The organism is Planctomycetota bacterium (assembly GCA_038746835.1).
In the GTDB taxonomy this organism is placed as follows: Bacteria; Planctomycetota; Phycisphaerae; order Tepidisphaerales; family Tepidisphaeraceae; genus JBCDKH01.
Map to the genome: position 1 here is coordinate 1 of JBCDKH010000095.1, position 13,188 is coordinate 13,188.

Sequence of the window (13,188 nt, forward strand, 5' to 3'; positions counted from 1 at the left end):
CGAGCGGTGTGGCGTCTGGAGCGGCATTGGTCTCGACGACGGCCGCGCCGTTGTCGACCTCGATGTGGAAGTGTCGGGCCATGATTCTCCTCGCGAGCGTCGGGCGGCGTTTCCTCGTCTTCCCCCGCGGGACACTTTACATTGACTGACTTTCCTGTGAAAGTATCAGGCCCGCTCCGACCAACCGAGCGACTCCATCGAAATGCCCGAATCGAAAGAACCGGCCACGCTTAGCGGCATCACCTGGAACCACACACGCGGTTTCGTCCCGATGGTCGCTGCCGCTCAGCGACTGTCCGAGCTGCATCCGAACGTCTCGATCACATGGGAGAAACGATCGCTGCAGGACTTTGCCGACGCGCCGCTCGACAAGCTGGCCGAGGCGTATGACCTGCTCGTCATCGATCACCCGTGGGCTGGCTTTGCCGCACGCGGCGGTGTGCTCGTGCCGATGGATGACCTGCTGCCAGCGGAGTTCCTCGCGGACCAGGCGACCAACAGCGTCGGCCCGAGCCACGAGAGCTACAGCTTTGACCGAAAGCAGTGGGCCCTCGCACTCGACGCGGCAACACCTGTCGCGTCATGGCGTCCCGACCTGGTCGAGCGCGTTCCGGAGACGGTCGACGATCTGCATCGTCTTGCGGACAAGGGAATCGTGATTCAGCCTGGCATTCCGCAGGACACGCTGATGAACTTCTACATGTTCGTCACCGCCCTCGACGGTGACGGATCGACAATCGCCGCTGATCCGGAGACGCTCGTCCCGCGTGCGTCGGGGCGGTTTGCGATCGAGCAGATGCAGGCCTTGGCAAATCGACTGCCGCGGGACCATTTCGAATGGAACCCGATCGCGGTCTACGAGCAGATAACGCGTCGCGACGACTTCGCCTATTGCCCGTGGGCCTACGGCTACAGCAACTACGCACGGCCGGGCTATGCCAGAAAACTCCTTGACTTCGGCGACATCGTCACGTTCGAAGGCAGGCCGATGCGGACGACACTCGGCGGCACAGGGCTGGCGGTCAGCAGCAAGACGAAGCACCGAGACATCGCTGGCGACTACGCACGTCTCATCGCCGATCCGGCGTGGCAGTCGACGCAGTTCGTCGAAGCGGGCGGACAACCCGGGCACCGGTCGGCGTGGGTCGACGACCGTGTCAACACGATCACGCGTGGCTACTTCGAGGCGACGCTGCCCTGCCTCGACCGCTCGTATCTTCGCCCGCGCTACGACGGCTCGCTCAGCTTCCAGGGCCGCGACGGCGGCGGTGCGATCATCCGCGATCACCTGATGCACGGCGGAGAGGTCGACGCAACACTCGACAAGCTCGACGCGAAGTACCGCGCCTCACGCGCCACGCAATAGCCACTCGCTGATACACGAACGGAGACCGCTGCGATGCCTGCCGACTTGCCGCTGAAAGGTGTCCTTGTCCTGGAGTTCTGCCAGTATCTCGCTGGACCGTGGGCAGGGCTTCGGCTCGCCGACTTGGGCGCAGACGTCGTGAAGATCGAGCGGCCCGGCAGCGGCGACGCGTGTCGGCAGCTCAAGACCAAAGGCGTAGAGGTCGATGGCGACTCGCTCGTGTTCCACACCGTCAACCGCAACAAGACGTCCCTCGCCGCCAACCTGAAAGATCCGAGCGATCTGCAGAAGGTCAGAGCCCTCGTTGCCAAGGCCGACATCGTCACGCACAACTTTCGGCCGGGCGTGATGGACAAGCTCGGGCTCGACTACGCGAGCGCGGCATCGATCAATCCGTCGATCATCTACGGCCAGGTCTCGGGCTACGGACCGGACGAGCCGTGGCGTGACAAGCCGGGACAGGACCTGCTCGCGCAGGCACGGAGCGGCCTGATGCACCTGACCGGCAAGGCCGACGACCCACCGACGCCGATGGGCATGGCCGTCGCAGACGGCATCTGCGGGCTGCATCTCACACACGGTCTGCTCGCCGCGCTCCGACGGCAGCGACGCACCGGGCACGGCGCCCTCGTCGAAGTGTCCCTGCTCGAGTCGCTGATCGATCTCCAGTTCGAGGCGCTGACCACGCACCTGAACGACGGTGGCCGAGCGCCACGTCGCAGCAGCGTCACGGCTTCGCATCCGTACCAAGGCGCGCCCTACGGCATCTACCCGACGGCTGACGGCTTCATCGCGGTGGCGATGGGTCAGCTCGACGTGCTCAACGACGAGATCGGCCTCGACTGGGATGCCGCCCTGCTGGAGCCGCCAGCGTCATTCGTTCAAGCAGATGAGCTGCGGTGCGATCTTGGCAAAGCTCTTCTCGAAGAGACGACTGAAACCTGGCTGCGACGGCTCGGCGGACAAGGCATCTGGTGCAGCGACGTGCTGGACTACGCGAAGCTTCGTGATCACGGGGCGTATCGGGCGATCGACATGGAGCAGACCGTTCGTCGCGGTGATGTCGAAATCGCGACCCTCCGTGCACCGATGCAGCTCGACAATGAGCCCATTGTCAACGCGTCGGCCGCACCGCGTCTGGGCGTCGGTGGCGAGGAGGTCCTTGCCCGTCACGAGCCGCGCAGCCGAGCCACCGGAGCCGATCGCGCGTTGCCGCTTGCGGGCGTGCGCGTAATCGAACTCGCCCAGTTCCTTTCCGCCCCGTCGACCGGTTTGCGACTGGCCGACCTGGGGGCGGAGGTCATCAAGGTCGAACGACCCGAGACGGGCGACATCTGTCGCACGCTCTACGTCTCCGACACTGTGATCGAGGGCGACTCGACGATCTTCCACGCGATCAACCGCAACAAACTCGGCGTTGCGATCGACCTCAAGACCGAGCAAGGCCGCTCGCAAATGAACGAGTTGCTCTCTTCGGCCGACGTTCTGCTATCGAACTTCAGGCCTGGGGTGATGGACCAGCTCGGCCTGTCCGACGCATCTCTAGCCGAGCGGTACCCGAAGCTCATTCGCGGTGAGATCAGCGGCTACGGCGATACCGGGCCGATGCGGGACGCCCCGGGCCAAGACCTTCTGCTCCAGGCGTTCAGCGGCATCGCGTGGCTCAGCGGCAATCGCGACGACGGTCCCGTACCGATGGGGCTTGCCGTCATCGATCTCTGGGCGGGATCAATCCTCTGCACGGGCATCCTCGCTGCGCTCGCTTCGCGCGAGTCGACCGGACGGGGTAGCCGAATTCAGGTGAACATGCTCGAAGCGGCGGCGGACTTTCAGTTCGAGCCGATCACGATGCACCTCTACGACGGCGAACTTCCCGAACGCACGGCGGGCACCAATGCACACACGCTCGTCGCAGCGCCCTACGGCGTTTACCCGACGGCCGATGGGCACCTGGCGCTGGCGATGGCGGACCTTCGTGTGTTGGCCACGCTCCTCGACTGCGAGTCGCTTTCGCGTTTCGATGATCCGGGACGCTGGTTTGCTGATCGCGATGAGATCAAAGCCGTCATCGCAAAGCATCTACTCACGCAGTCGACGACGCACTGGACTGACATTCTCGACGCGGCCGACATCTGGTGCTCGGCAGTGCTCGATTGGCACGAACTGCTGAATCACGATGCCTTCAAGGTGCTCGACATGCTTCAAACCGTCGAGCGCGGCAGCGGGCAAACGTACGAGACGACCGCCTGCCCGATTCGACTCGACGGCCAGCGGCTGAAGTCGCCGCGCGGCTCATGCACCATCGGCGAGCACGACGCTGTGGTCCTCAAGCGTTGATGTCGCGATGGCCGGCACGCAGAGTTTGAATCGCGCTGATATCACGGTCATCCCGAGCGACGCGTCAGCGGAGCCGAGGGACCTCGCTCGATCACCGTGGAGCCAGACGAGGCCCCTCGACTCGCTTCGCTCGCTCGGGATGACAGACGCGTTTGCTCGGATCAAGATCCGTGTCAGTCGTTGACCGGCTCAGGCTTGTAGGTGCGAATCCACTTCACCTGGAAGACGTGGTTCTCAGCCTGGCTCAGCTCGTTGTCGGTCGGCGTGAGGCCTTTGACTGAGCGCCAGTCGTGGTCCTCCATGTCGATGATGATGTCCATCTCTTTGAAGAGGCCGCCACCTTCGGTGTAGCCGAGTGGGTCGATGATGTCTTCGCCGCTGACGGTCCGGACGAGCTTGCCATCGATGTAGTACTCGAGGTTCCACGGGTCGCGCCAGAAGACGCCGTAGCGGTGGAAGTTCTCGTGCCACAGCTTGCCGCCGTCGTAGTACCACGAGCCTTCGTCTTTGGGCTGATAGTCCTGGAAAGGCTCACGAATGAAGACGTGGTGGCTCACGTGGATGCGCTCTGCAAACCAGGACTGGTCACCCTTGGCCTCCGACGTTGGCGAGCCGTAGGCCTCGAGGAAATCAATCTCTTGCGTGTCGTCCGGGCTCAGCAGCCAAGCCGCGCAGGCGAGCACGGAGTTGGGCACCTTCGCCTCGACTTCGATGTAGACCGGGTAGCGAACGCGATACTTCGATGACACGCAGCCGAGCTCGACGCGTTTGCCGTCCGCAGCGCGCTCTGCGTGGAACTGCAGCATGCCGTCCTCGACCTTCACGTGGTCGCGCTGCCACTGCGTCAGCCCCGGGCCCGACCAGTGGTTGTGGTACCAGTCGGTCCATCGGCTGAAGAACTCGGTGCCCTTGTCGTTGGCCGGGGCGTCGTAGTTGAAACTGTCGGAGGTCTCGGGCTGAAGCACCCACTTCATGCCGTCGCCCGCGTCGGCGGGAACGTCAATTCCGTCCCAGTCGGGACGCTGATCGTCTGCTTTGCTTTGAAGCATTAGGCCATTCCTTCCGAATCGATGCACGCCGCGCGTGCCGAGGTCACTCCGCTCTTCGACCGTGCCGTCACGCCAGCGGACTCGGACAGACTCGACGCGCTTGGCGTCGGCGATGCCGAAGTGCACGGTGTCGAGCAGCGACTGCGAGAAAGCGGAACTGCCGCTGCCGACCACGCGCGTCTGAGTGCCATCCGCGGTTGTGACCTGCACCGTCGCTCCGACGGCATCAACGCCCGCTGCGTTGTAGCCGACGTGGACGAGCACATGGTTGCCGCGGGCTTCGCGAAGCTCTTCGAGGCGATTGTGGTAAACGTGCCAGCTGCCCTTGGCATTGCCGCTGATGATGTCGACGTCTCCATCGAGGTCGGCATCGACGGCTGCGCCCATGTCGCCATTGGCCCGCTCATTCAGGGTGGTGGCGTTGTGACGCAGCCAGCTCTGGAAGTGGCCTCCGCCCTTGTTCAGGAGCATCACGTCGTTCGTCCGAATCCGCACGTCGCCGTGTCGATAGACGAAGAAGTCGACGTGGCCGTCGTTGTCAAAGTCACCCGGGACGACGCCGGTGCTGTTTCTGGCGGTCTCGTGCGGCAGCTCATCCGACAAGTCGGTGAAATAGTCCCCATCGTTGCGAAGCAGGATGTCCTGCATGTTCGGATCGGTGGTGATGAAGTTGTCGCCGACCTCGTAGCTGGCGACGTTGTCGATCGAGAGCTGAACGCTCCAGGCAACCTGCTCCTTGGAGTTCCACGTCAGCTGCCAGTCGTTTCCGCCGAGGTAGCTGAGGTACCAGCCGTCCTCGTCGACGTTGTCCGGGAGCCCCGCGGCCGCCTTGCGATCGACCCACTTCACCGACCGCGGCGACGGGATGGGCGTCTTGTCTGCACCGAGGAAGATCGGCGGTTCCTTCTGACCCGGACGCAGCATGTAGTACGGGTCGCGCAGGTCGAGGCCGCTGCCCGGTGTGGACGTGATCTTGATCGATCGCGGCCCGGGCTGCCCGTTGTCGCTGATCATCAGGCGATTGTCGCACAAATGCAGCACGCCACCACTCGTGGCACCGCCTCGTGCGAGGTAGTAGTCCATGTCCCCGTCACGATCGATGTCAGCCTCGGCGATGGCCGTGACGTAGCGGGCACCGTCGAGCGAATCGGGCAAGACGTCCGTGCTCTTGTCGACGAAGCCCATCGCGCCATCACCTGCGAGGAAGAGCGTCTGGGACCAAGGCGTGAAGACGACGAGGTCACTCACGCCGTCGCTGTTGAAATCGGTCACGAGGATCTTGTCGGCCTCAAGCTGTTCGATCGCGGGCGACTCGGCGTATTCGAACGTGCCGTCGCCGAGGTTCTCGAACAGGATGTGCCGCGGGCCGGTCTCGTTAGCTGCGGGTTTGGCGTTGATTTGCAGGAGGTCGAGATCGCCGTCGTTGTCGGCGTCGAGCCAGCGGACCGAGCGGCCTCGCGAACCCATGCCGGCGATGCCGACCTCGTTGGTGACGTTGGTGAAGGTGCCGCCGTCGTTGCGGAGCAGGCGCGGCGGTTTCGGGTTGGTGCCGTTGCCGCCGCCTAGCGAGACGAGCAGGTCGACGTCACCGTCGCGGTCGTAGTCGCCAGCGGCCAGGCCGTGGACGTCTTCGCGATAGAAGACGTTTGGCTGCTTGACGTAATCACCGTCCAGCGTCGACGCGAAGTACTGGATGGGCGTTTGATCATGATTGCCCAGCATGAAGTCGTAGAAGCCGTCGCCGTTGAAATCAGCGACGCAAGGCCCGCCGTATTTGGGCTGCGGGTACGACACCAGGCCTCGCACGGAGGACATGTTCATGAACTGCGGCCCGGACTCGGCCGTCGGGTGGGCGTTGACCATCGGGACGGTTGCGAAACCGATCGCGATGGCTGCCGACAAGATCCTCTTCCGCTGATGCTGTGACATGGCTGACGGTCTCGTGGTGTGGGTTGGTTCGCTGGTACGTGCCGTGAGTCGGAGTTCTCGGCGTGCAGAGTTTACACGAGCTTTCCAAGGAAAGCCCGTCAAAAAAGGCGGCCCGCGTGCGAAAACGCAGGTCGTCAGGAGGAGGTTTTCTCCCAATATGCAGGCTGGTAACGACGTGTCGGCGTCCGCGTTTCGAAGACACGATTCATCTCCGCCGGGAGCCCCGCCGCGGCCAAGGCGTCTCGCTGGGCGGCCGTCAGGGGGAACATGATCGGCATTTCCTCCGCGTAACGCGGCCACAGTCGCTCCAGCGTCTCCTGCTGCGCCATCACCAGATCGTGGGCTTCGACCCGAACGCCGTGTGTGAGGCACGCGAAATCGAGCACGTGCCGCTCCATCTCAGCCACACGCGACGCCTGCTCCGGCTGATCAGCCAGGTTTTCCAGGCAGAATGGGTCGGATTCGAGATCGAAGAGCTGCCGCTGCGAGGTGAACGGGTAGCACGCGTAGCGGTAGCGCTGGTCCTCGACGAGCTTGAAGGCGTTGCAGAACTCGCTGAAGTTGATCGACCGCCGTCGTTCTGATTTGCCTGAAGCGAGATCGACAAGGCTCTCGGCCATGCCGATGCCGCGTTCGTCGCCGCCGATATCGATCGCGGTACCCGGGATGTCGATGACGTTCACGAGTGTGTCGGTACGAACACCCGACTCGACCGTGTTTTGATTGGCAAGGATCATCGGCACTTCGAGCTGGGCCGAGTATGGAAACGGCCCCTTCTCGACGAGGTCCAGATCGCCCAACATGTCGCCGTGATCGGCGGCGAAGAGGATCGTCGTGTGCTCCAGCCGACCCGACGTCTCCAGCGCGTCGAGGATGCGACCGATCTGCCGATCGATGAAGACGATGCTCTCGGCGTAGGCGGTCCGTCGGGCGAGGATGTTGGGGTCGTTGTGACGCAGGCCGAGGATGCAGCGTCGCGTGGCGTGGACGTCGACCTCCAGCTCCTGCGTCGGGATCGGCGTCGGCAGCTTCGACGAGTCACACGACCCGACGACCGACGCGGGCGGATCGAGCGGATCGTGCGGCCCCTGGAAGGACACCCATGTAAAGCTCGGCCGAGGGTCGCTGTCGTTCAGGAAGTCGATGGCTTCGCTGGCGATCCAGTGCTCGCAGTGCTCCTCTTCATCAAAGGCGAACTCGTACCGGCCGGGCTTCAGGTTGAACTGCTTCGCCTCGGGATGCCGTTGTCGAAGCCACATCAGATAACCGTCGCGATCGCCGAGTCGGCCCTCTTCCACCTGGCGGTGCACCTGGAAACCCTTCACGTCGTCCGCCGGTGCGTGGTGGAGCTTCCCGAAGCAACCCGTCCGGTAGCCCAGTGCGTTCATGCGGTCGGCCACGAAGTCGACACCGGGCCGGAATGGGATGTCGTTGCTCCAGACGCCGTGGTCGCTGGGGTAGCGACCGGTCATCATCGTGGCCCTTGCGGGCGCGCAGACGGGCATGGTGATCGCCCTGTCGAAGGTCACGCCCATCGCCGCGAGCCGGTCGATGGCCGGCGTCTGGATCGCCTCACAGCCGTAGGCCGGCAGGAAGTCCTTGCGGAGCTGGTCGCAGAGGATGACCAGAACGTTGCGTCGTTGCGAATCGGGTTTGGCCATGGCGGGTTCGATGGGTACTTTACTTCAACAGCGGCCGAGCTTTCGACCGCTTTCGCCTGTCACCGAGGAGGACGGCAACCGTGCCGAAGCGGCCCAACATCCTGTACATCATGGCCGACGATCACGCGGCCAAAGCCATCAGTGCCTATGGCTCGCGACTGGCGTCGGTCTTCCAAACGCCGAACCTCGATCGCATCGCCAGCGAAGGCGTTCGCCTGGACAACTGCTTCTGCACGAACGCCATCTGCACGCCGAGCCGCGCGACAATCCTGACCGGCCAGCACTCGCACACCAACGGCGTCCGCACGCTCAGCGATCCGCTGCCGACGACCAGCGACACCTTCCCGCAGCACTTCCAACGCGCCGGGTACGAGACCGCGCTATTCGGGAAGTGGCACCTCCACTCGGAGCCGCAGGGGTTCGATCGCTACCGCATCCTCCCCGGGCAAGGGCTCTACAAAAACCCGTTCTTCATCGACAAGGGCGAGTTCGATTGGTCGGGCGACTTCCAGCCGCACGACACGACCAACGGAAAGCAGCGCCAGGGCTACGTCACCGATCTGATCACCGACGACACGATCGACTTCTTGAAGACGCGTGATCAGGACAAGCCGTTCTTGCTCTTCTGCCACCACAAAGCGCCGCACGACGACTTCGAGTACGCCGATCGCCACGAGCACCTCTTTGACGGCGTCGAGATTCCAGAGCCCGACAACCTGTGGGAAGACCATGCTCTTCGGTCAGCCTGCACGAGGCACTACGGGACGAGCGTCAGCGACCGCAATCCGTTCCGGAACGCGATCATCTCCCAGTCGCGCCCCGACTACCCGACCGGCCCACTCGACGTGTCCGGCCTCGATGCCGAGGGGCGCACCAAGGCCGCGTACCAGAAGTACCTCAAGGACTACCTGCGTTGCGTGAAGGCGATCGACGAAGGCGTGGGTCGGATCCTCGACTACCTCGACGAGTCGGGGCTGGCCGACGACACGCTCGTCATCTACACGAGCGACCAGGGCATGTTCCTGGGCGAGCACGATTACATCGACAAGCGATGGATCTACGACGAGGCGCTGCAGATGCCGTGGGTTGCCCGACTGCCCGGCGAAATCCCGGCCGGGTCGACGAGTGACGCGCTCGTGTGCAACGTCGATTTCGCCGACACGCTGCTCGATTACGCCGGGCTCGACGCGATGCCCGGTTCGCAAGGCAAGAGCTTCCGAGCGGTCATGAGCGGCAGCACGTGCGAGCATCACGAAGCGATCTACTACCGCTACTGGATGCACATGACGCATCACCACAATCCCGCCCACTACGGCATTCGAACCAAGACCCAGAAGCTCATCCACTTCTACGGGCTACCGCTCGATGCCAACGGCGCGCTGCCGTACAGCACGCCACCCGGCTGGGAGTACTACGACCTCGCGGCCGATCCGATGGAAGACGCAAACCGGATCGATGACCCCGCCGCAGCGGAGGAAGTCGAGTCACTGCACGAGCAATTGCGTGCGCTCAAAACCGAACTCGGCGACCCCGACGATCGTTACCCAGAAATGCTCGCCCTTCCGACAGCGCGATGAAGGTGCGATGGCCACGATTTCTCCAACTGCTCAGAGGCGTTCGACTCGCCCTTTGACCACCACGACCCATGACGATGCCCAGCCGTAACGGCTTCCTGAAGTGTGCACTGGCGACGCTCGCCGCGATTGCTCTACCGACGTCAACGTTGCATGCGCAAGACGTTGCCGACGATCGCGTCGCGCCCGACGTCGAGTTTCAACCGGGCGTTTCGCTCGAGCTCTTCCAAGGCCCGACGCCTGATGACGAGGGCATCGAGGTGCCGAAAGGGACATGGACCTACCTGCCCGTTCTCCTGGAGGGGCAGACGCCCAACGTGAGCGTCGTGGTCGATCGGATCGCGATCGAGAGCGACGGCATCGAGGGCATGACCCGCTGCTACGTCGCAGAGTTCACCGCCAATCTGCAGATCGACGAACCGGGCAACTACCAGTTTTTGCTCACAAGTGACGACGGCTCCCAGTTCTGGATCAATGACGAAATGATCATCGATCACGGAATGGCACATGGCATGACGTCCAAAGCCGGTGCCATCGACCTCGAAGCCGGACAGCACGCAATCAGGGTGTCGTACTTCCAGGCGTTAGGGGGACAGGGGCTGTCGCTCGAGTGGCAACCACCCTCCGCCACCGAGTTCGGCGTCATTCCCAACGATCGCCTGACGACCGAGGCCGGGCTGACGCGCGTCGTGTCGCCCGGGCCAAAAAGATTCGCCCCGGCCGGCAAGATGCCAAGGCCTGGCGACGGTCGCCCGCTGGTCGACATGCACCCGATGTGGAAAGTCACGTCGCTCGTCACGCCCTTCACGGAGAAGAACTTCCCCGACGTCTTCGAGCCGAAGATGACCGGCATGGCGTACCTCGGCGACAATCGGCTTGTCGCGACGGTGTTCGACCCGCGCAACGCGGTTCCAAAAAGCAACGAGCCCAACGGCAAGCTCTACCTAATCGAGGGCGTCGACGACCCGGCCGACATCTGGACCGATGCGTCCGTCGACCTTTCTGCCGCTCCCATCCTGCGTGGGCCGGACGAGCAGGAGCGGATCGCTCGCGAGGTCGACAAGCAGCTCGAGAAGCGTCGAGCTTCGGAAGCGTTGAAGAATCGAACGGACGTCGAGCCCAACGCCGTCGAGATCAAAGCGACCGTGATCGCCGAAGGCTTCACGAACCCGCTGGGCGTGCTCGCCCACGAAGGCTCGCTCTATGTCGCTGACCGCGACGCGATCACGCGTCTGGCCGACACCGATGGCGACGGCAGCTACGACCTGCGGGAAGTGGTCGCGTCAGGATGGAAAAGCGACAACTACCACCACTTCACGTTCGGCCCGGTCATCCGTGACGGCTACCTTTACGCGACCCTCTCGACAGCCGTTGGTGCCCACGGCCACAAGGTCACCGAGTGGCCGACGTTCGGCATCACGCCGAACGGTCCGCACCGTGGCAGCGTGTTGGAGCTGAACCTGGAGACCGGCGAGATCGACTGGATCGCCGGCGGCTTTCGGACGCCCAACGGGCTGTTTCTGCACGAGGGCGAGCTCTTCGTCGGCGACAACCAGGGCGGCTGGCTTCCGGCCAACGAGTTGAACCACATCCGCCCCGGCCGGTTCTATGGCCACTACAACGGGCGGTACGTCACCAACCTTTATCCGGAGGGCACCTCGCTCTCGGACTTCTCCGACGAGCCGATCACGCCCCCGGCCGTCTATCTGCCGACCAGCCAGATCGCCAACTCGCCGACGGACGGCGTGACGCTGACCGACGGGCCGTTTGCCGGTCACTTGCTCATGAGCGACGTCAAGCTCGGCGGACTGCGTCGCATCGTGCTCGAAGAGGTGAACGGCGAGTTGCAAGGCGTCGCGCTGCGTCACAGCCAAGGCTTTAGCGTCGGCCTCAATCGTCTCGCATGGGGCAAGGACGGCAGCCTCCTCGTCGGTGGCATCGGCGAGCGTCGAAGCTGGTCTTGGAAGCGCACCCAGCAAGGACTCCAGCGCCTCGACCCGACCGGTGAGACGGCCTTCGAGATCCACAGCGTTTCGGCACTGCCCGACGGATTGCGCGTGCGATTCACGGAACCGGTTGATCAAGAGCAGCTGACAGACATCGGCCGATTTGAAGTGCAGCAGTGGCACTACCGCCCCACGGCCGACTACGGCGGACGCGCGTTCGGCATCGAACGCCTGCCCGCGAAGCTCACGCCTGCATCAGACGGCATGAGCGTCGATCTGCAACTCTCCGGAATGAAGCACCACCGCGTGATTCACGTGCGTGCCGATGTCCAGAGCATGTCAGGCGAACCGATCTGGTCGCCCGAGGCGTGGTACACGATGAATCAGATTCCCGGGACGCCTCATCAGGCTCCGCCCGATTTCGTCACGCGTGTGGCCGTCTTGACGGAGACCAAGGGCTTTCGTCACGGCAACATCGACGAAGGGGTCCAGGCGATCAAGCTGCTGTGCCGCGAGAACGGCATCGACATGTTCCGGGCCGACGAGAGTGAGTTGCTCTTCAAGCCGGGTGTCCTGGAGTCGTTCGATGCGGTGGTCTTCTTCAACACGACGGGCGACATCCTCGACGACGACGAGCAGCAGCAGTTCGAGGCCTTCATCCGTGCCGGCGGCGGGTTCATGGGCATCCACGCGGCGACCGACACCGAGCACGACTGGGACTGGTATCGCCGCCTGGTCGGCGGGCAGTTTGCCGGGCACCCGAAGGTGCAGTCGGCGCTGCTCGACGTGCTGGATCGCAGCCACCCGTCGACGCGTCACCTGGACGCGACGTGGGAACGCTCCGACGAGTGGTACAACTTCAAGAACATGGCCACCGGGCTCAACGTGCTCATGGAGCTGGACACCACGAGCTACGTCGGCAGCACCATGGGCGACGATCACCCGATCGCGTGGTTCCACGAGTTCGACGGCGGTCGCTCGTGGTACACGGGCGGCGGTCACACGAAGGCTGCGTTCAAGGAGCGCGACTTCCTCAAGCACCTCGCCGGCGGTCTTCGCTGGGTGACGAAGATCGAAGACTGATCCGTCGCGGGAGCTTCAGCTCGTCGGTGCGTCGAGGTCTGCAGGCACGTCGCTGCCGCCGGCGTTGGCGGTGCGCTTGGGCGGCTCGGGCGGCTCGACGTCGATGCGGAGCACCTGGGCGACGTCGTTGGGCAACCGATCCGGCAGCGTCACGTGCAGGCCGTCGACTTCGACGGACCACTCGAGTGGTCCGTCGAAGTCGACGGCCTGCACGTGACGCTGCCGGATCGGTTGCCCAACGAC

At 63.9% G+C, this 13,188-nt stretch carries 7 protein-coding genes; 4 read left to right on the forward strand and 3 right to left on the reverse strand.

All coding sequences use genetic code 11. The annotated features are described in order from the left end of the window. Nucleotides 1–202 precede the first annotated feature (202 nt). Together AAGI46_10390 and AAGI46_10395 are read left to right on the forward strand one after the other, a co-directional pair. The gene (locus AAGI46_10390; GenBank protein ID MEM1012611.1) at nt 203–1,366 is read left to right on the forward strand and encodes an ABC transporter substrate-binding protein; all 1,164 of its coding nucleotides are present in this window, start codon (nt 203–205) and stop codon (nt 1,364–1,366) included. 33 nt (nt 1,367–1,399) lie between these two features. Then, complete coding sequence (locus AAGI46_10395) at nt 1,400–3,703, forward strand: CoA transferase (GenBank protein MEM1012612.1); 2,304 nt, start codon at nt 1,400–1,402, stop codon at nt 3,701–3,703. 173 nt (nt 3,704–3,876) lie between these two features. Here the strand turns inward: AAGI46_10395 and AAGI46_10400 are convergent, their stop codons facing one another. Both AAGI46_10400 and AAGI46_10405 read right to left on the reverse strand, forming a co-directional pair. Then, nucleotides 3,877–6,654: an FG-GAP-like repeat-containing protein gene (locus AAGI46_10400; GenBank protein ID MEM1012613.1), complete on the reverse strand. Its 2,778-nt coding sequence runs from the start codon at nt 6,652–6,654 to the stop codon at nt 3,877–3,879. 161 nt (nt 6,655–6,815) lie between these two features. Further along, entirely contained in the window at nt 6,816–8,342 is a 1,527-nt protein-coding gene (locus AAGI46_10405) for a sulfatase-like hydrolase/transferase (GenBank protein ID MEM1012614.1), read from the reverse strand. A gap of 80 nt (nt 8,343–8,422) precedes the next feature. Between AAGI46_10405 and AAGI46_10410 the strand changes: the two genes are divergently transcribed. Beyond that, on the forward strand, nt 8,423–9,919 hold the full coding sequence (locus AAGI46_10410; protein ID MEM1012615.1) for a sulfatase: 1,497 nt from the start codon (nt 8,423–8,425) through the stop codon (nt 9,917–9,919). Between the two features lie 74 nt (nt 9,920–9,993). Beyond that, entirely contained in the window at nt 9,994–12,945 is a 2,952-nt protein-coding gene (locus AAGI46_10415) for a ThuA domain-containing protein (GenBank protein MEM1012616.1), read from the forward strand. Between the two features lie 15 nt (nt 12,946–12,960). Here the strand turns inward: AAGI46_10415 and AAGI46_10420 are convergent. Further along, a partial coding sequence (locus tag AAGI46_10420; protein MEM1012617.1) for a hypothetical protein occupies nt 12,961–13,188 on the reverse strand: 228 nt, incomplete at its 5' end.

Coding starts and splice junctions, on each gene's coding strand:
- AAGI46_10395 (MEM1012612.1), top strand. CDS start 1,400: ATGCCTGCCGACTTGCCGCTGAAAGGTGTCCTTGTCCTGGAGTTCTGC.
- AAGI46_10390 (MEM1012611.1), top strand. CDS start 203: ATGCCCGAATCGAAAGAACCGGCCACGCTTAGCGGCATCACCTGGAAC.
- AAGI46_10405 (MEM1012614.1), bottom strand. CDS start 8,342: ATGGCCAAACCCGATTCGCAACGACGCAACGTTCTGGTCATCCTCTGC.
- AAGI46_10415 (MEM1012616.1), top strand. CDS start 9,994: ATGCCCAGCCGTAACGGCTTCCTGAAGTGTGCACTGGCGACGCTCGCC.